Source organism: Ottowia thiooxydans DSM 14619, from assembly GCF_000422885.1.
In the GTDB taxonomy this organism is placed as follows: domain Bacteria; phylum Pseudomonadota; class Gammaproteobacteria; order Burkholderiales; family Burkholderiaceae_C; genus Ottowia; species Ottowia thiooxydans.
On the sequence record NZ_AUGX01000010.1, the window covers coordinates 281,381 to 303,445 of the forward strand.

Here is a 22,065-nt window from a genome sequence, read left to right on the forward strand (position 1 = left end):
AATGGCGCCTACTGGGCGCCATTTTTTTATCTTCAATGCGCCTCCTCCTGCGGTTTGAGGGCTCTCTCGGGAGCCTACACCTCCAACCACTCTCTGCTCACGGAAGCATCAGCGCGAAGCGCCTGGGGAGTCCCCTCGAAGACGATGGCACCGCGCCCCATGACCAGCACGCGGTCAGAGATGCCCATGGCGATGGTGAGCTTTTGCTCGATCAGCAGTACGGAGCTCCCGCTTTCTTTCAGTTGATTCAGGTAGCTGCCCACATACTCAACAAACTTGGGGGCCAAGCCTTCCGTGGGCTCGTCGATGATGATCAGACCGGGCTCGCCCATCAGGGTTCGGCACAAAGTGAGCATCTGCTGCTCACCCCCTGAAAGCACACCGGCTGAAGTATGTTGCCGCTCTTTCAATGGAGGGAACATGCGGTACATGTCTTCAAACGACCACCGCTGTCTTGTTCTGAAGCGCGATTTCTTCTGGCCTAGCAGCAGATTTTGATGAACCGTTAGCTGGGGGAAAACGTCACGGCTCTCAGGAACGTAGCCAACGCCCAGGCGAGCAATCTCGAACGGCTTCTTGCCAATCAATTCATGTCCGCCCCATAAGATCGAGCCTTCAGCCGAAACCATCCCCATGATGGCCTTGGCGGTAGTGGAACGGCCTGATCCATTGCGCCCCAGCAAGCTGACTATTTCGCCCTCCCCCACTTCAAACTGAACTCCGTGGAGGACATGGCTCTTGCCGTAGTAGGCATGAAGATCGTTAACCCGCAGCACTACGCAATCTCCAGGTGACCAAGATAAGCTTGCTGCACCTCCTTATTGGCGCGCACCGCCTCCGGCGTGTCGAATGCCAGCACTTCACCGCGAACGATCACGGCAATCTTGTCGGCCAGACCAAACACAACCCCCATGTCGTGTTCAACCATCAACAAAGTCTTGCCTGCAGTCACGTCTCGGATCAACTCCACGAAGCGCAGGGTTTCGCTGCGACTCATACCCGCTGTGGGCTCGTCCAGCAGAACTACATCAGCCCCTCCGGCAATGGTGACGCCCATTTCCAGGGCACGCTGTTCGGCATAAGTGAGGTTCATGCCCAGCACCTCCCGCTTGCGCTCCAGGTGAATCATTTTCATGAGCGTTTCAACGCGTGAATTGGCATCATGAAGATTGACCAAAAACCTCAAGAAGGTGTAACGGTAGCCCAGGCTCCACAACACCGCGCAGCGTAGATTCTCGAAGACGCTGAGTTTGGGGAAAATGTTGGTGATCTGAAAACTGCGCGACAAGCCCAGCCGATTGATTTCAAACGGCTTGCGGCCATCAATGCGCTTTCCATTCAACAGCACTTGGCCACCTGTGGGTGCGAAGCGGCCGCTGATCAGATTGAACAACGTAGACTTGCCCGCCCCATTGGGGCCGATGATGGCAATCCGCTCCCCCGCATTAACCGCTAAGTCCAGCCCACGGATGATCTCGGTTTGGCCAAAGCTTTTGCGCAGATTCTTCAGTTCAAGCGCGTGCATCTTTGTCACCCTCGCTTTCCCTTTCAATAATTTCCTGCTCAATAAGCCCCTGTACACGCACCCATTGCGCCAACATGGCGCGTCGTGCCATCTCAAACAAACCGGCGCCCACCAGTGCAGTTGCTGCGGCCCCGGTCCAGTGCAACGGATTTCGGATGTCCCAGCGCAATTGAAGATAACGCAACTCACCGCCCACACCGTCAAGCTGAATGTGATAGATCATCTCGATCAAGGTGGAAGCACCCACGAGCATCACGCCGGCAGCAGCGGCTAAAGCCAGGTAGCGAGGAATCAACTGATGCAAACGGCCAAACGACGCCACGCGTACATTCATCATGATCAGGCTGGCGATGCCCCCGGGAGCGTAGATCACCATCACCATGAAAATCAGCCCCAGGTACAAAAGCCAGGCTTTCGTCAGCGCGCTGAACAACGCAAACGCCAGCACCATCAGCACCGCACCAATGATGGGGCCAAAGAAGAACGTAGTGCCGCCTATGAAGGTGAAGAGCAAATACGCGCCCGAGCGTGCACTGCTCACCACCTCAGCCGTCACGATCTCGAAGTTCAAGGCCGCCAGACCGCCTGAAATGCCCGCAAAAAAGCCAGCCACCATGAATGCCAGGTAACGCACGCGGCGTGCGTCATAACCCACAAATTCCACCCGCTCGGGGTTGTCACGCACCGCGTTCAACATCCGCCCCAGTGGAGTGCGTGTGAAGGCATGCATGAGCCAAGCTGAAACGAAGGTATAGCCTGCGATCAGGTAGTACACCTGCCGTGGCGGGCCAAACGTAATACCTAAAAACGGCTCTCCCACCACCCGGTTACCCGTAACGCCGCTCTCGCCACCAAAAAACCCCGGGAACATGAGCGACATGGCAAACACAAGCTCTCCCATGCCCAGCGTAATCATGGCGAAAGTGGTGCCTGATTTCTTGGTGCTTACCCAGCCGAGCAAGGCGGAGAACGCCAAACCGGCGAGCCCTCCCACCAGCGGGATCATGGAGACCGGAATAAAAATCTTGCCAGCACTCACCAGATTAAGTGCATGAATGGCCAGGAAAGCACCCAAGCCTGAATACACGGCGTGCCCAAAACTCAACATACCGCCCTGCCCCAGCAGCACGTTGTAGGACAAGCAGGCCACGATGGCGATCCCGATCTGACTCAGGATGGTGATAGACAGGCTGCTCCCAAACACCATGGGAGCCAGGAGCATCGTCAGCAAGAACAAGCCCCAGACGAGCCAGGGGCCAGAATTGCGCCGCTTGGAATGCCGAACGCTAGTGGGTTTCATCTCGCGCACCAAGCAGGCCTCTGGGGCGCAAAGCCAGGATCAACACTAGAAGCACGTAAGGCAACACCGGTGCAACTTGCGATACCGTGAGCTTTATGAGCGCACTGTCTTGCGCCGCGGGGCTCAAAGCCACGCCCATTTGCACGAGCATCGACCCCACCGAATGATCAAGCGTGACTGCAAAAACCTGCATCACCCCTATCAACAACGACGCCAGGAACGCGCCTGCAAGAGAGCCCAAGCCGCCCACCACCACCACGACAAAGATCACGGGGCCCACTGCAGCCGCCATGGTCGGTTCAGTGAGAAACGTACTGCCCCCAAGCACGCCAGCCAACCCGGCCAGCGCAGAACCGGCGCCGAACACCAACATGAATACGCGCGGCACATCGTGCCCAAGAGCTTCCACCATGTGCGGGTGAGACAAGGCGGCCTGAATTACCAGGCCGATACGAGTGCGCTTGAGAAGCAGCCACACCGCCAGCAACATCACCAGCGCGGTCACCATCATGAAGCCGCGCGTGGCGGGAAACTGCGAACACGCCACGCGCACCAATGCATCGGAGGCAGTGCACATCCCTTCTGGCGCTCGTCCCCAGAGTACCCGCAGCCCATCAACCGAGTGATTGACCAATGTGAAAGCTGGGCCCTGCAGCAGCTGGGGCGGCTTGAAATCCATGGCCACACGCCCCCAGCCCAGCTGAACCAATTCCAGAATCACGAATGAAAGCCCGAAGGTCATCAACAATTCAGGCACATGGCCGTGCTTGTACACCTTGCGCAAGGCGAGCCGCTCAAACAGCGCGCCCAGCAGACCCGTGGCCACCGGCGCCAGCACCAGTGCGGGCCAGAACCCGGTCACACGCGAAATGGTGTAGCCAAAGTACGCCCCCAGCATGTAGAAGCTGGCGTGGGCAAAGTTCAGCACCCCCATCATGCTGAAGATCAACGTGAGGCCTGCGCTGAGCATGAACAGAACCAAGCCATAGCTCAGCCCATTCAGCAGCGATATAACTAAAAACTCCATGAAAGATAGCTCTGGATTCCCGCCCGCGTGGGGGCCGGCCAACCGGGGGCCAGTAGCCCCGGGATGACGGGATACCGCTTCAAGCCGGAAGCTTGTAATCCTTCAGTTGCTCACGCAGCCTGGTCTTCAGCATCTTGCCGGTGGCACCGATAGGAATGGCATCTACGAACACCACGTCATCCGGTTTTTGCCACTTGGCGACCTTACCCTCGTAGAAGGCCAGCAGCTCATCGCGTGTTACCTGGGCATCTGGCTTCTTGACCACCGCCACAATCGGGCGCTCATCCCATTTGGGATGGGGCATGCCGATGCAAGCTGCCATGGCAATAGCTGGGTGCGCCATCGCCACGTTTTCAATATCGATGGAGCTGATCCACTCCCCACCCGATTTGATGACATCTTTGCTGCGATCTGTGATCTGCATGAAGCCGTCAGCATCAATAGTGGCCACGTCTCCAGTTGGGAACCAACCGTCTTGGAGAGGACTTGCGCCCTCATTCTTATAGTAGGTGTCCAGGATCCAGGGGCCCTTCACATACAGATCACCGTAGGTCTTGCCATCCCAGGGCAATTCTTTCCCCTCGTCACTCACGATTTTCATGTCCACCCCGAAAATCGCGCGACCCTGCTTGAGGCGAATCTTCATTTTTTCCTCCTCGGACGCATTGCGGTGCTTTTCCTTCAGAGTGCACAGCGTGCCCAGAGGGCTCATTTCCGTCATGCCCCAGGCGTGCAATACGTCGACCCCATAGTTGTCGCGGAAAGCGGCAATCATGGCGGGCGGGCAGGCAGAGCCACCAATCACCGTACGTTTGAGGGTGGTAAAGCGCAGATTATTGGGGCCGGCGTAGCTCAGCAGCATTTGCCAAACGGTAGGCACCCCTGCGGCAAAGGTCACCTTTTCGGCTTCCATGAGCTCAAAGACCGACTTGCCATCCAGCGCCGGCCCAGGAAACACCAGCTTGCAGCCCACCATGGCTGCCGTGTATGGCATACCCCAGGCGTTGACGTGGAACATGGGCACTACGGGGAGCGCGGAATCGCTGGCAGACAAGGCCATCGCGTCAGGTAGCGCAGCCGCAAACGCATGCAGCACGGTGGAGCGGTGGCTGTAAAGCGCCGCCTTGGGGTGGCCGGTGGTGCCGCTGGTGTAGCACATGCTTGAAGCCGTGTTTTCGTCGAAAACCGGCCAAGTGTAGGTGCTGGGCTGGGCGCCAATCCAGGATTCATAGCTCAGCAGATTCGGGATACCCGTATCTTGCGGGAGCTTGTCCGCATCGCACAGCGCGATCCAGTGCGTGATGTTCGGGCAGTGTGTGTGAATGCCCTGAATGATGGGCAGGAAGCTCATGTCAAAGCACAAAATCTTGTCTTCAGCATGGTTCACGATCCAGGCAATTTGCTCCGGAATCAGGCGTGGATTGATGGTGTGGAGCACTCGGTTGGAGCCGCTCACGCCAAAGTAAAGCTCCAGATGGCGATACCCGTTCCAGGCGAGCGTACCCACGCGATCGCCCGTGGAGATGCCCAGCGCATCGAGACCGTTCGCAACCTGCTTGGCGCGCTTTTGCACGTCGCCCCAGGTATAGCGGTGAATATCGCCCTCCACCCGCCGGGAAACGACTTCACTATCCGCGTGATGCCGCGCCGCGTGGTCGATTAGCGTCGAAATCAAAAGCGGATGGTTCTGCATCTGGCCCAGCATCTGATGTATCTCCTGAAAAATGCGTTAATAAACACACCATTGTGTACCACGCGCAGATGGCTTTCGAGGCACGCAAGCTCCAGGGTTTCCCGCATGCTGTGGCTGCACTAACTTCGGGGTACGACGACAATGGCGTGATGCAAGACGAAGTTCAGCTCACATCTCAAGACTTTGACCTCGGTAGGGTCTGGAACAACCGGTTTGCCAACCTGGGCCCCGCCTTCTTCAGTGCACGCACCCCCACCCCGGTGCGCGAGCCTTATTGGGTGGCGCGCAGCCAGTCCATGGCTCGTGAGCTGGGGCTGGAGGACGATTGGTGGCGCTCGCAAGAGGCGCTGGAAGCGTTTTCCGGCAATCGCCCACTCGTGGGTAGCCGGCCGCTGGCCAGCGTTTACAGCGGCCACCAGTTCGGCGTTTGGGCCGGGCAGCTCGGCGATGGGCGCGCCATCATGTTGGGAGAAGTGCAAGCTTCGGATGGCAACTCGCTTGAGTTGCAACTCAAAGGCAGTGGATCCACCCCTTATTCCCGCATGGGCGACGGCCGCGCGGTGCTGCGCTCCACGATACGCGAGTTCTTATGCAGTGAAGCCATGCACGCGCTTGGAATCCCAAGCACCAGAGCCCTTTGCATGACCGGCTCAGACCAACCGGTGCGCCGCGAAACGCTTGAAACCGCCGCAGTACTCGCTCGTACGGCGCCTAGTTTCATTCGATTTGGTCATTTCGAGCACTTCAGTCATACCGAGCAGCACGAAGAGCTTAAAAAACTGACCGACTTCGTGATCGACGGGTTCTATCCTGAATGCCGCGATGCCCCCAACCCGGCAGCGGCGTTGCTCGCAGCGGTAACCTCCCGCACTGCAGCGCTCATGGCCGGCTGGCAAGCGGTTGGCTTTTGCCACGGGGTCATGAACACCGACAACATGAGCATTCTGGGCCTGACCCTGGATTACGGCCCATTTCAGTTCATGGATGGATTTGATCCCAACCATATTCCCAACCACACGGACACGGGCGGTCGGTATTCCTATAAACGCCAGCCTCAGGTGGCTTATTGGAATCTGTTTGCCTTGGGCCAAGCGCTACTGCCTCTCATCGGCGAGCCGGATGAGACCATGGCCGCTCTAGAACCCTACAAAGCCATATTTCCGGCTGCGCAAGACATGCGCATGGCAGCCAAGCTGGGCTTCACGAACTCCAATGAAGGTACCAGCGCTTTAATCAATGACCTCCTGGCCCTGATGGCCAAGGAACGCACGGATTACCCGATATTCTGGAGACGCTGGGCGCAACATTTGGCTGGTCAGCCTGTGGAAACGGTGCTCGATCTATTTCATGACAGGCCAGGCATCGAAAATTGCATGCAGCAATTGCAGGAACTGGAATCAAAGTTCGGCCAGCAACCAAATGCCAACCTGGCCCTGGGTAGCAGCCCCGCCATCGTGCTGCGAAACCATCTGGCCGAGCAGGCCATCGCCTTGGCGAACCAAAAAGACTTTTCCATGATCCAACAATTGCTGGATGTACTTGAGAATCCATTCAGCGAACACCCGAATCACACTACCTGGGCTGGATTTCCTCCAGACTGGGCTTCTTCCATCCAGATCAGTTGCTCATCATGACCCACCCTATTGAAAAAACCGATGAACAGTGGCGCGCGCTTCTTGAATCCAAGGGCGCAGAACCGGCTGCCTTCCAGGTTACCCGCCACGCAGCCACAGAGCGTCCGTACACAGGAAAATACGAACAATTCTGGGCTGATGGCAGTTACCACTGCATATGCTGCGGCGCGAAGCTGTTTGAATCCGGCACCAAGTTTGATGCGGGCTGTGGCTGGCCCAGTTTCTCCCTGGCTATTCCCGGCGCCATCACGGAACATCGGGACGTGAGCCTTGGCATGGTGCGTGTGGAAACTGTGTGCACTAGCTGCAACGCGCATCTGGGCCACGTATTTCCTGATGGCCCGGAGCCCACTGGGTTGCGCTATTGCATGAATTCAGCCTCTCTTGATTTCACCCCGCGATAATCCAAGCTGAATATCACGGCTGATCACTGCCCATCTCATGAAATTTCTGCTCGATTTCGCACCCATTGTGCTTTTCTTCATTGCTTACAAGCTTGAAGGCATCTATGTGGGCACCGCTGTTTTAATGGCCGCAACCACGCTTCAGATGGCAATCTTGTATTGGCTGGAGAAAAAACTCAGCACGATGCACAAGGCCACTCTGGCGCTGATTCTCATCTTCGGAACACTCACGCTGGTTCTACAGGATGAGCGCTTCATCAAATGGAAACCCACGGTTCTTTATACCGCTATGGCTATCGCTTTGGCCGTAGCGCTTTGGGGGTTCGGCAAGAATTTCCTGAAAATCATGCTCGGCGCCCAGCTCGCCCTGCCTGAACCCGTGTGGGTTCGCTTAAACGCGATCTGGGTCATCTATTGCCTGTTCATGGCGGCTATCAACGGCTATGTAGCGGCGTTCTACTCTACCGATGACTGGGCTAATTTCAAACTGTGGGGCTACGCGTTTCCGGTCTTGTTCATCATCGGCCAGGGGTTCTACGTGGCACGCCATATGACCGAACCTCCCGAAGAACCCGCAACACCGCCAGGAGATGCGCGATGAACGTTGAGCCTAACAACACCTCCCTTTCGGCCCCTTTGGCCGAGCAAATGAGCGCCCACCTGCAGAAAGCCCTTCAACCCACTGAGCTTGAAGTGCTTGACGAGAGCTGGCAGCATGAAGGGCACGTGGGAGCCAACGGTTCGGGTTCAGGCACGCACTTTCGGGTGCGTATTGCTTCGCCGCTATTCGAAGGCAAAACCCGGGTGGCCAAGCATCGGATTGTTTATGAGGCGCTCCAGGTTTTCATCGATGAAGGTGTGCATGCGCTCGCCATTGAAACCCGCTGAAGCTTGGCTTCTACAGCCTCCTGAAGCTCTTCAAACGCTCGCCGCCATGACGGGGCACACCCCTTCCTTACCCGATATGGCCTGAACTGCCGTGGGTGCGGGAGGCGAATCTTGCCTGCTGATACCGCGCATATACTTCCATCTTGGCACTCCTCGCGCCTGCGATCGCCCGTTAGGGAGAAATCAGCCGGGGTGACCTACTACCTACTAGCCGCCAAGAACCTTTTACAGACATCGCAGTCTCACTGCTTTTACTTATCTGCCCCGCTAGGGCTCTCCAAGGCAAATATCAATGAAAAAACAGCTTCTGGCCGCTACAGCAGCAGCCTTTTTCGTGGGCGCAATCGCCCTTCCCGCAGTTGCGCAGAACGTGGCCATTGTCAACGGCAAGCCGGTCCCCAAGACTCGCTTGGTCGCTCTGGAAGAGCAAGTGGCTGAGCAGGCTAAGCGCACGGGCCGCCCTGTGCCCCCTGAGATGGCCGGACAACTGCGCGAGCAGGTTGTTGCCATGGAAATTTTCATGCAGGAAGCCCAAAAACAAGGGATTGAAGGCTCTGCAGAGTTCCGCAACAAGATGGAAATGGCCCGCCAAAGCGTGATGATCAATCAGCTTTTCAACGATTACCAGGAAAAAAACCCGGTGTCTGACGCGGAAGCCAAAGCCGAATACGATCGCATTGTCGGCGCCCAGGCCCCTAGCGCCGGTGCCAAGGAATTCAAGGCACGGCATATCCTGGTGGAGAAAGAAGACCAGGCCAAGGCCATCATCGCCCAGCTCAAAAAGGGTGGGAAATTTGATGAGATTGCCAAGAAGCAATCGAAAGATCCCGGATCCGGCGCCAACGGCGGCGATCTCGGCTGGGCCAACCCCGCTGGCTACGTGCCAGAGTTTGCAGGCGCACTCAAAACGCTGAACAAAGGCCAGACGACTGAGGCACCGGTCAAGTCACAATTTGGTTATCACATTATTCGCGTAGACGATATCCGCGAAGCCAAAGCCCCGGACGTACCGAAATTCGAAGACGTCAAGCCACAAATCGCGCAGCAAATGCAGCAACAGAAACTGGTGAAATACCAAGAAGAATTGCGGGCGAAAGCCAAGATCGAGTAAGCGATACGCCAATCGGCCGGTCAAAAGGGGGCGCTCATGCGCTCCTTTTTTTGTGCTGCGCGGCTATTAGTTGCTGCTACGTCCCCGACTTGCACATCATCAGACAGCGTTCAGCCCCATATACTCGCGTCTGGGAGTTTCTCGCGCCTGCTATCACCGGCAAGAGAGAGGGAATCCGCCCGGGTGAGGTGATAGTGAAGCGGACAAGAGCCCTTTAAAAAATTCACAGTCCTGCTACCTTTTTCACCTGCACCCGAGGGATTTTTAAGGAACACCAATGAAAAAACATCTTCTGACAGCTACAGCAGTAGCCTTTCTCATCGCAGCGTCCGCCCTTCCGGCCACCGCGCAGAACCCAAATGAATGCACACTTGTGATCTGCGATATCGCAGCGTCCGCCCGTCCGGCCACCGCGCAGAACGTGGCCGTCGTCAACGGCAAGCCCATTCCCAAGGCGCGTTTGACATTGATGGAAGAGCAAGTGGCCGAAGATGCCGCTCATGCGGGTCGTCCACCGGCGCCAGGGATGCAGGCGCAGTTAAAAAACGAAGTGATTTCGCGCGAAATCCTCATGCAAGAAGCCCAAAAACAACAGATTGATAAATCTGTAGATTTCCTCGAACGCCTGGAAAAGGCCCGTCAAGGCCTGATGATTCGACAGCTGTTTCTCGATTATTTCGAAAAACACTCACTCAAAGGCGCAGAAGTCAAAGCCAAATATGAATCCATAAGTGCCGGTCTGCAGAATCTCAAGGAGTACGAGGTTCGACACATATTGACTGCGACAGAAGACGAGGCAAAAACCATCATCGCCCAGCTTAAAAAAGGTGGTAATTTTGAAGAGATCGCCAAAAAGCAATCATTGGATTCGGCATCCGGCGCCAATGGAGGCGATCTAGGCTGGACAAACCTCGAAAACTACGAGGGGAAGTTCGCACATGCAGTCTCAAAACTGAAAAAAGGCCAGACAACAGACGCCCCTGTCAGCACACGTTTTGGCTTTCATATCATTCGCGTAGCCGACGTGCGCACCCCCGGAATCCCTACGTTCGAAGAGTTCAAGCTCGACCTTGCGCAGAAAATTCCGCAAGAGAAGCTGGCGGAGTATCAGCAAGAAGTGATCGCACGGGCACCTCCTCCGGGCATCCGCAGAGGCCCCTTCGTGTCTCACCACGCTCTCCTGGAGAGCATACAAGAAACAGAGACTCCTGCGGACTATCGTCCTACAGCCCAATTTGCCCGCGAACGCGAGGTTGCCGTTTTAATTTTCATGCAGGAAGCCCAGAAACAAGGGACTGAACAATCTGCAGCTTTCCTGCGCAAGATGGAACTGACCCGCCAAAGTCTGTTGATCAAGCAACTTTTCTCCGATTACCGAGAAAAACATCCTGTAACTGACGCGCAAGTCAAAGCCGAATATGAGCGCCTTGCCCGTGAGCAGACTCCCGTTACAGATGAAAAGAATTACAGAGTGCGGCACATCCTGGTTGAAAAAGAAGACGAAGCGAAGGCCATCATCGGTCAGCTCAAAAAGGGTGGCAAGTTTGACGAGATTGCCAAGATCCAATCGAAGGACCCAGAATCCGGCGCCAACGGCGGTGACCTCGGCTGGGCGCCCTCATCTGCCTTCCCTACTGAACTCGCAGGCGCTCTCAAGAAGTTGAACAAAGGCCAGGCCACTGCCGCACCGGTCAAGTCAGTGTATGGCTACCACATCATTCGTGTAGACGATGTGCGCGAAGGCAGGGCACTCGAGTTCGAAGATGCTAAAACTCAACTAGTGCAGCAAATGCAGCAACAGAGGCTGGAGAGGTATCGGAGAGAATTGAGGACAAAAGCTAAAATTGAGTAAGCGACACGCCGATCGAATAGCCGAAAGGGAGCATTCTCATGCTCCCTTTTTTGCGCGTGCTTTATGGATCAGACTGGCTGACGCATTGCATCGGCGAGCCTCGATTTTCAAACAGCTCAGGCTGAGCCTGCGAAGCTGCTGTTCGGCGCCACGGCGCTGAAAGAGAAAACATGCCGAGCAGTAACTCGGCGCGGTTCCAGGTTACGGCCCTTTTTTCGGAAGCCGTGACTTACCAATGCTCAAGCAGCACCTGCGTGTCCGGAGGAGCCAAGGCCCGTCCTCGCTTGAACTCATTGATCAGTTTTTCTGCTTTTTTACGATCTTCGTAAACCTCAGGCTCCCCGCGTTTAACGCCGACGTTCTCCAATAACAACGCGTCCTGAGTCAGGGGCTTACCCGCACAAACAAGCTCCCTCTGCTTCGGCGTTTCGCCCAGCAGATAAGCGGTGACGACCGGGTCTACACATTGGTCCATGTACGGAAAAACGCCGTGCTGATAATCATCTGAGACATATACCCGGCTGGCCTTGGGCAACTGAGCAAAGAACTTGCTTGCACCTTCGGCACTGGTTTGGGCATCGTATTGAGATTGCACAAACAACACGCCGAGTGCTTTCAGGGGAGCGATATCGGGCTTTTTCACGCGTGGTCCGCCCCAGAACGCGCAGATATTCCTGTAGTTGTTCGGGAGAAATAGAGGCGTGTCATCGGCCAAGCCTTGCACAACCGCCGCCCAGGTCGAGAAATCGGTCGTAGCGGCCGTATCGTTGCACTGCACCGCCCAAAATACAGATTGAAATGTGCTGAGACTGATGGGCTGGTTCTGCGGCTGCACCCATGTGGAGAGATAGTCCTGATACAGCATTTGGGCCCACATCCTTCTCACCGCGTCGCGCCCCGCATCATCAGGGTCAAAAATTTGCTCTTGCAGACCTTGGGCAACCCCCTCGGTATTTGACGGCTCCACCGCCTTAAGTACGTTATCAAGCCCGCGCGCACCAGAGATGATTCCGAGACTGGTGTCCGCGGCGCTGCGCGATGCGCTCAGATCGATCAACGCTTTGCCCAGCACGGTTTGCATTCGTGGGCTCAGTGCGGTAATCACGGCTTGAACATCGGCGTCGGCGTTACCAAGGTGAAAGTAATCCGCATGCCGTGCTGCATAGGGAATCAGCACTTTCTCCAGCACTCTCTGAAGAGCAGGTGGTTGCGCCAGCGATGCTTGTTCAAAGCTGGCGGTGAAATCCATCGAGCTGTCCAACACCATTCGGCCAACCCGTTCAGGGAACAGGCTGGCATACCACGCGCCCAACCAGGTCCCATAGGAAGCGCCTACGAAATTGAGCTTCTCATCGCCAGCCAAGCTACGCAGCAGGTCCATGTCCCGTGCCGTGGCGTCGGTGTTGATATGTGGCGTGATGGGGTCTTTCAGGCAGGCTTCAGCCGTCTTGCGGTCGTTGTAACTGGCGTTGAGAATATTCTCTGGTGTACCCCAACCCGTCGCAGTCAGATCAACCGAACGGCTTATCTCATTGGTAGCGCATTGCAATCGAGTGCTCATGCCAGTGCCTCGGGGGGAGAAGCCAACGATGTCGTACTCATTCAGCAAGCGTAGTTGCATGGCGCCTTGAGGGGAGTCGGCATTGCTGCCTGCGAAGGCATCGACCAGCATGAGTGTGCTTAAGAACAGACCGTCTGCGCCCGGCCCCCCCGGATTGAACAACAAGGCCCCGCGCCGCGCCTCGGGTTTGCCGGCAGCCAGCCGGGTGACACCAATCACGATGTCGCCCTTTTCTGGATGAGCCCAATCCAGCGGAGCGCGAACAACGCTGCACCTGAGCCGATCTCCATGCTGATGGATCGCGGCCTCAACCAGGGAGGTGGCGTCCGGGCCCATCATCGTGGGATCGCATGCCGTCCACTGAACGGTTTGATCCTGATATTTGCGCAGCGGATCCTGAGACTCATCTCCGCCGCATGCACCCAGGCCCGCAACGGCAATGGCGCACAAAAGCAATGTACTGCGACGTAGGGTTTTCTTAATCAAGGGTAACTTTCTTGTAGCCGGCATTGCGCGCTGGGGCACGCGAGGCGTTTAACTTTTTAGAACGTGTTTATGATCTTTTCGCGGCCCCAAAAAGATCATAAACACGTCCTTAGGTAAGGTGAAATCGCAGCTCGCTTGAGCTCGCCAATCCATTGCGCCCTGCCGGCTTGTCACGTTGAACTCAAAACCTCAGTGACCGTATTGAGGTGGAATCAGGCCACGCTTGAACTCCTCGATGAGTTCGCGAGCCCTCTCAGGGTCTTTGTAAACCGGCGGAACACTTGCAGGAGATTCGGGTGCGCTGGCTGCCTTGGTGTTCGTGTTGGGAACCAGAGCGTCCTGCGTAAACGGATGCCCCGCACAAACAGCTTCGCGTTGCGTAGGCGAGTCACCCAGGAGATAGCTGGTCACGAGGGGGTCCACGCAGGAATCTGTGTATGGATAAACCCCATGCTGAAAATCCCCGGGCACATAGACACGGCGCGCAGCAGGCAACTGCTCAAAGAACGTGTTGGCTCCGTCAGTATTGGTGGCGGCATCGTACTGGGACTGAACCAGAAGTACATCCAGCGACTTCATAGGCGTTAGCGCTGGTTTGCTGACCTTGGGGCCACCCCAGAAACTGCACGCGTGATAGTCCATCATGCTTGAGAAGAACAGCGGAGACTTCTGGGCCCACCCCCGCAGCAAATCTGCCCAGGCTGTTAAATCAGTGGTCGACACGGTGTCGTTGCAGTGAACTGCAAACAAAACCGCCTCCGATGGACTCAGGCTAATGCTCCAAGTCGCGCGCTGTATCCAGCGTTGGAAGTAAGCTAGCCGAAGATTCTTCGCAGAGTTGCGGATGACCGCGTTGCGCTCTTCGCTAACGGGGTCAAACACGTACTGATCCAGCGCGGAGCCAATAGCCTCCATATCGGAAGGATCTGGCGTGGTCTTCAATACCGCATCCAAGCCCTGAGCCGCAGCAATGGTCGACACATAGGAATCGGCGTCGGTACGGGAATAGCCCAGATTACTCAGCGGACCAGCAAGGACGTCTTGTACATACGGACTCATTTGAGAAATGAGAGCCCTCAGATCGGCTTCGGAAGTACCAAGATGAAAATAGTCAGGGTGCCGTACGGCATAGGGAATCATGACCTCATCAAGCAAGCGCTGCCGTGCTGGAGGTTGACCACCAAATATGCCTTGCTCAAGGGTCGAGTTGAAATCCAGTGAGCTATCCAGAACCATGCGCCCCACTTTTTCTGGGAACACGCTCGCATACCAAGAGCCTAGCCAGGTGCCATAGGAGTAACCCACGTAGTTGAGCTTCTCGTCGCCCAGCAAGCCGCGCAGCAGATCCATATCGCGCACAGTGGCATCTGTGTTGATGTACGGCGTGATGGGATTTTTCAAGCACGCCTGGGCAATCTTGCTTCCGTTGTAATTGACATTCGCAATATTTTCAGGCGTGTCCCATTCGGTTACGCTTGAATTCACGAAGCGTTTCAGTTCGTTGGTGCCGCAGTGCAGTTGAGTACTGGCTCCGGTGCCACGCGGCGAGAATCCCACCATGTCATATTCGTTCAGCAGACGCAACTGGCTTGCGCCCTGAGGATTGTCGGGGTTGCTCTTAGCGAACGCTGAAAACAAAGCGAAAGTGATTGACAAGCCATCTGCACCCGGTCCGCCCGGATTGAACACCAAAGAGCCGCGCCGCTTTTCTGGCGTACCGGCCGCCAAGCGCATGACGGCGATGACGACATCACCACGTTCAGGTGTGGACCAATCCAGCGGAGCGCGCACAAAGCCGCATCTCAGCCGCTCCCCCGCCGAGGCCCAAAGGTCATCCAGCTTCTCGCTTCTTACTCCCAGGATAGTGGGATCACACTCAGTCCATTGAACGGACTGTTCACGGTACTTTTGCAGCGGGTCTGGGGTGTCGTCTCCGCCGCACGCGCTCAAACCGAAAATCAGGAGGGCGCCTGCCAGGGCGGCGCCAAAGATGGAAACCGAACGACTCAACTTCATAAACTCCCTGTCAACCTCAGATACTTAAGTGACCATAGCACGGAGTCCGAAGCGTCACGAATGCCTCACGGAAATAAATACTTTACTACTCATTTCAAGCCACCCATCCAATGTGGCGGCAACTCCTTTGACAATGAGTAACCCTCACATAAGAAAAGTTCCAACCAAGAAAATGTGAGTGAATCCTGAGAGTGTGGAGGGGCTGTCAAGAACGACTCGCTCACACCTTCTCAGTTCGCTACTTCGATCACTCATCAGCTTTTCGAGGTCAGCGCCCATGTCCTGTTCTCGCCCTATTCAAGCGTAGGACAAGGGCGCGTACGCCCCTTTTGACCTCTCAAACAGCTGTTTCATCATTAGTATGGGTTGATGATCAGGAGTCCATTTTTTCGTTTAGCGCTCTGGGTTGTTTTGAGCGTTCTGGTGCTGTTTTCTGCGGCTGCCATGTTCGTGTATTTCAACGACTGGAATCGGCACCGCCCGTGGATCAATCAACAGATCTCGCAGGCTATTCATCGGCCATTCGAGATTCGCGGTGACCTTTCAGTTGATTGGCAGTGGCCGCAGACTCTGGAGCCCAGTTGGCAGCGGTGGATACCCGGCCCCGTGGTCAGCATAAAAGATGTGCACGTAGGAAACCCTGCGGGATTTGAAAGCGGTGACCCTTCAAAACCCGGCTCTACGGCCCCGCCCTCCTCTGGCCCAGGCAGCAACTCCAAGGCCAGCGCTCCCGCAGAACATGGTGTGCAGTTTGCTCGAATTGGCCAAGCCACGATCAACCTCGTCTTGCCACCGCTTTTGTGGCGAACTTTTGATATTCGCAGAGTGGATTTATCCGATCCCGATGTACGCCTCTTACGAAAGCCTGACGGAAGCAATAACTGGAACTTCAACCTACCCAATGCGGCCACAGGTGAAGAAAAACGATGGACAGTATCGCTAGGCGCGCTCTCAGTAGATCGTGGCCAAGTGGCTTATGACGACGCCAAATTGGAACTGGCAGCGCGGGCTCAGCTGGCGAGCCTGGCATCAGAAGATACAGAAAATGGGCTCTACGGAGTCGGTTTCACCTTGAGTGGCAAATACGGCAAAGCGGAGATCACGGGCGAAGGTAAAACCGGGCAATTGCTATCTCTGCGCGATGAAAAGATTGACTATCCGCTGAGATTTGAAGCACGTGCAGGAAAGCTCGCGGCCAACGCCGTAGGCATCATAGAAAACCCAAGAGCGCTTTCCGGCCTTGATTTCCGCGTTTCCGTGAAGGGCGGCAGCATGGCTGACCTGTATCGCCTTACAGGCTTGGTGCTCCCGGACACCCCGGAGTTCCAGACTCGTGGACGACTGCTGGGCACTCTTGAACCCAATAACCCCGTATGGACATACCGTGATTTCACGGGCACGGTGGGGCAAAGTGATTTACGTGGTGAGTTGACCTATACCTCGGCCCGCCCTCGCCCGAAACTAAGCGGAAAGCTGAGTTCGCGCCAACTCAGATTGACAGACTTGGGCCCGAGCATCGGAATCGGTTCGAGCCAACCTGACAAGCCCAAACGGCCGGGGAAAGTATTGCCAGATGATCCGTTCGCCACCGATCGGTGGGACAAGATGGATATGGACATCGAATACGAAGGCTTACGGGTCATTCGGCCAGAGGCAGTACCCATTGAGAGCCTGCATTTACGCGCCGTCATGGAGAACGCCCAACTGAAGCTCGCTCCGCTGGATTTTGGTGTTGCGCGAGGCCGCTTCAAGACGCAGGTCATGCTTGATGCCAAAACCAAACCGCTGCGCGCTTCGGTGCGGGGGACCGTGGACAACTTGAGCCTTTCGGCCCTGTTTCCCAAGATTGAGTTGATGAAGAAAAGCCTTGGCCGGCTGGATGGCGGTGTTGCCCTGGATGGCCAGGGCAACTCCATAGCCAGCATCTTGGCCAGTGCGAACGGCGAAGCCAAGCTCTATGTGCGCGACGGCGTGATGAGCCAGCAATTGCTGGATCTGGCTGGGCTCAATTTGGGCAGCGTAGTGCTCTCCAAGATGTTTGGAACAGATAAAGAGGTTCGGCTGCGTTGCGCCATTGCAGACGTGCCAGTTTCCAATGGCGTGGCCTATGCACGCAACCTGAAGGTCAATACCGAAGATGCCTTGATCGACATCACGGGCACGGCAGATATGGCGCGTGAATATGTGGATCTGGATGTGAATCCGAAAGCCTATGAGCTCAAGTTTTTCTCACTGCGCACCCCTCTTGAAGTGCGGGGTCCGTTCGCCAAGGCGCATGTGGGTGTGAAGCCCGGTCCACTCGTTCTGCGTGCGGCAGTGGCTGTCGCGGCGGTGGCAGCGGCTCCCGGCGCTCTGGTCCTTGTACCACTCACGGTGCCCGGTGCGGAAGATGATGAGGGCTGCGCACCTTTGCTGGCAAACGCCACCAAAGCACCCAAAGCCGGACCAGCCAAGGCGAGCAATCAGGAAACAAGCAGAGTAACTGGCTCCTCGACCCGGTCTGCGCCAATAGAACAACCTGCGGCAGGAGAGTCCTCGGCAGGCGCCCCACTGCGATGAAAAGGCCCCGGTGGCTGAAGATGAAAGTCCAACGCCACAAAGTCCCTGCGCATATGAGCGTTCGCATTCCAAATACGATAGAACTCCAGAGGGAATTCGCGCTCTAATGGGACATCACTCATCAGAAAGAAAACGCATGAAAATCCTTCTACCTGTTGATGGCACAGAACTCTCCCTTCATGAAACGCGTTTCGCCTTGCGTCTGGTGCAAGAAGGCTTGCAGGCCAGTTTCGTGCTGGCTAATGTGCAGGAGCCTGCGTCTTTCTACGAAATCGTGACGGCCGATGATCCGCAGCTGATAGAGAACGCAGCGCTGGAAGCAGCTGAAGACCTTATGGCTCCTTCGGCAAGCATGCTTAGAGATGCTGGAGTGAGCTACGAGACGGCGGTCATTTCAGGAGACCCGGCGCCGGCTATGCTGGAGCTGATTGAAATACATGGCTGCGACATGGTGATCATGGGCTCTCGTGCCCTCGGCCTGATACGGCGGGCTTTGGAGGGCGGCTCTACTTCTGAACGCCTGGTACAGGATTCACCTGTGCCCGTGCTGCTGGTGAAGCCACCGGTGCCTGTTGAAGAGGCTGAGTAGAAGACATGCCGAGCGGGAGCTCGGCGGTCCCAGCGGAGCAGCCAGCTTCAAGGGCTTTTCAGGATGGTTTACAGCTCGCACGCGGGCATCAACCGAATACCGAATCAGCGAAGTCTCCCTCCCGGGACCGCCGAGCTCCCGCTCGGCACTGCAGCGCCTGCAGAACCCCCGCTACCGCGTGGAGCACCAGCGGGCCCAGTTCTCCCTCCCGGCTTCTACAGATCGAGAGATCCCGCCGAGACTCCCTAGAGCTTCTCCGTCTGCCCGGTACGGGGCTGCCATTTCATCAATCTGCGTTCAGCCACGCCCACCAGCCCATCCAGCACGAGTGCACAGGCCGTGAGCAACACAATGCCGGCCACCACCGTGTCAATGTCAAAGCTCCCTTCTGCCTGAAGGATGAGGTAGCCCACACCGCGCGCTGAGCCCAGGTATTCACCCACTACAGCGCCAACAAACGCAAGGCCCACCGAGCTATGGAGGCTGGAGAAGACCCAGCTCATCGCACTAGGCACATAGACATGGCGCAAAAGCTGCCTTGCATTGGCTCCCAGCATGCGTGCATTGGCCAGCACCACGGGGCTTACCTCTTTCACGCCTTGATAGACGTTGAAGAAGACAATAAAAAACACCAGAGTGACGGCAAGCGCCACCTTGGACCAGATACCCAATCCGAACCACAGCGCGAAGATAGGCGCCAGAATCACCCTTGGCATGGCGTTGGCGGCCTTGAGGTAAGGGTCTAGTACCGCTGAAGCAAACGGCGTCAGTGCCAGCCACAAGCCCACCGCCAAGCCCGCAATGGTGCCAATGGCAAAGGCCAGCAGCGTCTCCAGCAGGGTAACGCCCAGATGCTGATAGATATTGCCTTCCGCCACAAACCAATTCCATAGCCGGGAAGCGACCACAAGAGGTTTACCGAAGAAGAAAGCGATCTGGTCGGAAGCCGTGGAGGCAATATGCCAAAGCACCAGAATGATCAGCAGCAAACCGATCTGCCAGGCACGCAGAGCCAAGCGATTCGTCATCAGGCGGTCTTTCTTTTTTGTTGTTCGTAGCCACGCAAAACTTCGTCACGCAGTACCGACCAAATGGCTGCATGCAGTTCGGCAAAGCGCGGATTGTCACGAATTTCAGCCACGTCTCGCGGACGTGGGAGATCAATGACAAACTCACCGATAGGCCGTGTCGCCGGGCCGGCCGCCAGCACGACCACTCGGTCGGAAAGGGCGATGGCTTCGTCGAGATCGTGAGTAATGAACAGCACCGCTTTGCCGTGACCGCCCTGCCCTGGCGCTGCCCACAGGTCCAGCAGTTCGTTCTCCATTAACTGCCGGGTCTGAATATCCAGGGCTGAAAATGGCTCATCCATGAACACAATATCTGGGTCCATGATGAGTGTTTGCGCCATAGACACACGCTTTCGCATGCCACCTGAAAGCTGGTGCGGATAGCGATCTTCAAAACCAGCGAGGCCCACCCGCTCAAGCCAGGCGTTGCCTTGGCGTTCAGCCTCAGGCACAGAGACCCCACGGAAAATCAAACCCGCGGTGACGTTGTCCAGCGCGTTCTTCCACGGCATGAGTGAGTCTGCCTGGAACATATAACCGGCTCGGCGGTTGAGGCCCTGAAGCGGTTCACCAAACACTTTGACAGAGCCGCCAGAGCTTTGAAGCAAGCCCGCGCCAATATTCAGGAGTGTCGATTTTCCGCAACCCGTAGGGCCAACGACTGAAACAAATTCGCCGGGAGCCACGGTGAGCGTGGCTTCCTGCACGGCCACATAGCGCTGGCCAGGATTGTCCGGGCTTGTAAAAACGACGCTGATCCCTTGAAGGTCCAGCGCTGGGGTTGAAGAATTCATGCTTTGAAAAAATCAGAGAAAGCTTGTGTGAGGCCAATACTACGCTCGCAAAACCGTTGGAGCACCAAAGCCGTTCACATTGAGCCTGATATGAAACCGTCCATGCCAACCCTCACAAAGAACCTTTCATGCCCTTTCATGCTGGAGCTCAATGAATGTGGTCAAGCATTGAACCCGTTCAGGTTGAGTTTTATGGTTCCGGCCAAGCAGTGAGTGGCGTTGACACAAGAAATACCGTTCGGGTTGAGCTTATCGAAACCTCGCGTACTAAAACCGTTCGAGTTGAGCTTGTCGAAACCTTGCTCAACGCTTAGACCCTTCGACGATCTCAGGACAGGCCAAGCTCAGCGCGAACGGAGTTGCTGAAGCTCTATGGTTTTAGTCAAGCACAGCCCGAACGATTCATACGCTCACAGCTATGTGCTTAAACGTACTTCGCTGCAGCTTTCTTCGCAAACGCATTGGTAAACGTTTTCGCCAGATCAATCTTCTTGCTAGCGATCTCCGGTTCAAATGTTTGCAGCATTTTGAGTGCGGTTGCAGGGCCGGCATCCGGCATGATGCCATCGGGCGACATGGCTTCCTTCACGTGCATCCAGGCTTCAAGGTAGAGCGAGCGATCACCCAACAAATACGCTTCAGGTACCGTCTTGACCAACTCGGAAGGGCCTGTCTTCTGCAGCCAACGCAGAGCACGCACCATGGCATTGGCCAGGGCTTGGGCTGTGTTGGGGTTTTCGTTCAGGAACTTCGTAGGGGCGTACAGGCAGGCTGCTGGCATGGGGCCACCATAAACAGACTGCGTATCCTTGAGCGTACGGGTATCGGAGATGATGCGGATGGCCTTGTCCCGCTCCAGCATGGTGATCACAGGATCAAGGTTGGCAATAGCGTCTACCTGGCCGGATTTCACTGCGGACAGCGCGCCACTTGAGGTGCCAATACCCACAAACGACACATCAGAAGCCTTCAGGCCGGCCTTGGACAACACATACGTCGCCATCATCGAAGTGGACGACCCAGGCGCAGATACGCCAATTTTCTTGCCTTTCAGATCCGCGAGCGACTGGTAATTAGGCATGTTCTTGGTAGACACGGCCAGCACGATCTGTGGTGCGCGGCCTTGCAGCACGAATTCTTGAATCGACTGGTTCTTGGCCTGCATGTTGATGGTGTGCTCGTAGGCCCCTGAGACCACATCGGCACTGCCACCAATCAGCGCTTGAAGCGCCTTGGAGCCGCCGGCGAAATCAGGAATCTCTACATCAAGGCCTTCAGCCTTGAAATAACCCTGCCGCTCAGCAATGGACAGTGGCAAGTAATAAAAGAGGTTCTTCCCTCCCACCGCAATGGTGAGCTTGGGCTTCTCGATCTTCGCCGCTTGCGCCCACACTGATGGGAAGGCAGCGGCCACCGGGGCGGCCAGCAGGGATTTCAAAATAGTGCGACGCATCAAACCTCTCCTTAATTGCAAATAGCTACAACTTTAAAACTTTAGCAAATCATGACATCGAGCGGACGCAGGATTACCCGCACGCTGACGGGATAGATCCAAA

At 56.2% G+C, this 22,065-nt stretch carries 18 protein-coding genes; 8 read left to right on the top strand and 10 right to left on the bottom strand.

What is annotated here, in order from left to right:
- Positions 1–74 precede the first annotated feature (74 nt).
- The 5 genes from G518_RS0108970 to G518_RS0108990 form a co-directional block, all read right to left on the bottom strand.
- Positions 75–776: an ABC transporter ATP-binding protein gene (locus G518_RS0108970; RefSeq protein WP_028602251.1), complete on the bottom strand. Its 702-nt coding sequence runs from the start codon at positions 774–776 to the stop codon at positions 75–77.
- Positions 776–1,525 (bottom strand): ABC transporter ATP-binding protein, encoded by a 750-nt coding sequence (locus G518_RS0108975; RefSeq protein ID WP_036594076.1) that lies wholly within the window; start codon positions 1,523–1,525, stop codon positions 776–778. Before G518_RS0108975 ends, G518_RS0108970 begins: the two co-directional genes overlap by 1 nt.
- Complete coding sequence (locus G518_RS0108980) at positions 1,512–2,825, bottom strand: branched-chain amino acid ABC transporter permease (protein WP_036594078.1); 1,314 nt, start codon at positions 2,823–2,825, stop codon at positions 1,512–1,514. Before G518_RS0108980 ends, G518_RS0108975 begins: the two co-directional genes overlap by 14 nt.
- On the bottom strand, positions 2,812–3,852 hold the full coding sequence (locus G518_RS0108985) for a branched-chain amino acid ABC transporter permease (protein WP_028602254.1): 1,041 nt from the start codon (positions 3,850–3,852) through the stop codon (positions 2,812–2,814). The genes G518_RS0108980 and G518_RS0108985 overlap by 14 nt, the downstream gene beginning before the upstream one ends.
- A 79-nt stretch (positions 3,853–3,931) precedes the next feature.
- Positions 3,932–5,557, bottom strand: coding sequence for a 3-(methylthio)propionyl-CoA ligase (locus G518_RS0108990; protein ID WP_028602255.1), 1,626 nt, complete (start codon positions 5,555–5,557; stop codon positions 3,932–3,934).
- A gap of 137 nt (positions 5,558–5,694) precedes the next feature.
- Here G518_RS0108990 and G518_RS0108995 point away from each other — a divergent pair, with 137 nt between their 5' ends.
- From G518_RS0108995 to G518_RS39230, 6 genes are all read left to right on the top strand, one after another.
- On the top strand, positions 5,695–7,179 hold the full coding sequence (locus G518_RS0108995) for a protein adenylyltransferase SelO (protein ID WP_036594148.1): 1,485 nt from the start codon (positions 5,695–5,697) through the stop codon (positions 7,177–7,179).
- On the top strand, positions 7,176–7,583 hold the full coding sequence (msrB, locus tag G518_RS0109000; protein WP_028602257.1) for a peptide-methionine (R)-S-oxide reductase MsrB: 408 nt from the start codon (positions 7,176–7,178) through the stop codon (positions 7,581–7,583). Before G518_RS0108995 ends, msrB begins: the two co-directional genes overlap by 4 nt.
- 37 nt (positions 7,584–7,620) lie before the next feature.
- Positions 7,621–8,184 carry a septation protein A gene (locus G518_RS0109005; RefSeq protein ID WP_028602258.1) on the top strand — a complete coding sequence of 188 codons (564 nt, stop codon included), beginning with the start codon at positions 7,621–7,623 and terminating at the stop codon, positions 8,182–8,184.
- Positions 8,185–8,231: 47 nt separating this feature from the next.
- Positions 8,232–8,471 carry a BolA family protein gene (locus tag G518_RS0109010; RefSeq protein WP_425414280.1) on the top strand — a complete coding sequence of 80 codons (240 nt, stop codon included), beginning with the start codon at positions 8,232–8,234 and terminating at the stop codon, positions 8,469–8,471.
- Positions 8,472–8,763: 292 nt separating this feature from the next.
- Complete coding sequence (locus G518_RS0109015) at positions 8,764–9,582, top strand: peptidylprolyl isomerase (RefSeq protein WP_028602260.1); 819 nt, start codon at positions 8,764–8,766, stop codon at positions 9,580–9,582.
- A 277-nt stretch (positions 9,583–9,859) separates the two neighbouring features.
- Positions 9,860–11,434: a peptidylprolyl isomerase gene (locus G518_RS39230; RefSeq protein ID WP_084651606.1), complete on the top strand. Its 1,575-nt coding sequence runs from the start codon at positions 9,860–9,862 to the stop codon at positions 11,432–11,434.
- Positions 11,435–11,663: 229 nt separating this feature from the next.
- On the opposite strand, the gene G518_RS0109025 is transcribed toward G518_RS39230, so the two are convergent.
- Positions 11,664–13,481, bottom strand: coding sequence for an alpha/beta fold hydrolase (locus G518_RS0109025; protein WP_169457921.1), 1,818 nt, complete (start codon positions 13,479–13,481; stop codon positions 11,664–11,666).
- A 189-nt stretch (positions 13,482–13,670) separates the two neighbouring features.
- Entirely contained in the window at positions 13,671–15,497 is a 1,827-nt protein-coding gene (locus G518_RS0109030) for an alpha/beta fold hydrolase (RefSeq protein ID WP_028602262.1), read from the bottom strand.
- Positions 15,498–15,866: 369 nt separating this feature from the next.
- On the opposite strand from G518_RS0109030, the gene G518_RS34465 reads away from it, so the two are divergent.
- Together G518_RS34465 and G518_RS0109045 are read left to right on the top strand one after the other, a co-directional pair.
- Complete coding sequence (locus tag G518_RS34465; RefSeq protein WP_084651609.1) at positions 15,867–18,056, top strand: AsmA family protein; 2,190 nt, start codon at positions 15,867–15,869, stop codon at positions 18,054–18,056.
- 136 nt (positions 18,057–18,192) lie between these two features.
- A complete protein-coding gene (locus tag G518_RS0109045) occupies positions 18,193–18,645 on the top strand; it encodes a universal stress protein (RefSeq protein ID WP_028602263.1) in 453 nt (150 codons plus the stop codon).
- A 245-nt stretch (positions 18,646–18,890) separates the two neighbouring features.
- On the opposite strand, the gene G518_RS0109050 is transcribed toward G518_RS0109045, so the two are convergent.
- From G518_RS0109050 to G518_RS0109065, 3 genes are all read right to left on the bottom strand, one after another.
- Positions 18,891–19,673 carry an ABC transporter permease gene (locus G518_RS0109050; protein WP_028602264.1) on the bottom strand — a complete coding sequence of 261 codons (783 nt, stop codon included), beginning with the start codon at positions 19,671–19,673 and terminating at the stop codon, positions 18,891–18,893.
- Positions 19,673–20,509 (bottom strand): ABC transporter ATP-binding protein, encoded by an 837-nt coding sequence (locus G518_RS0109055; RefSeq protein WP_028602265.1) that lies wholly within the window; start codon positions 20,507–20,509, stop codon positions 19,673–19,675. The genes G518_RS0109050 and G518_RS0109055 overlap by 1 nt, the downstream gene beginning before the upstream one ends.
- A 424-nt stretch (positions 20,510–20,933) precedes the next feature.
- The gene (locus G518_RS0109065) at positions 20,934–21,965 is read right to left on the bottom strand and encodes an ABC transporter substrate-binding protein (protein WP_028602266.1); all 1,032 of its coding nucleotides are present in this window, start codon (positions 21,963–21,965) and stop codon (positions 20,934–20,936) included.
- Positions 21,966–22,065: the final 100 nt, after the last annotated feature.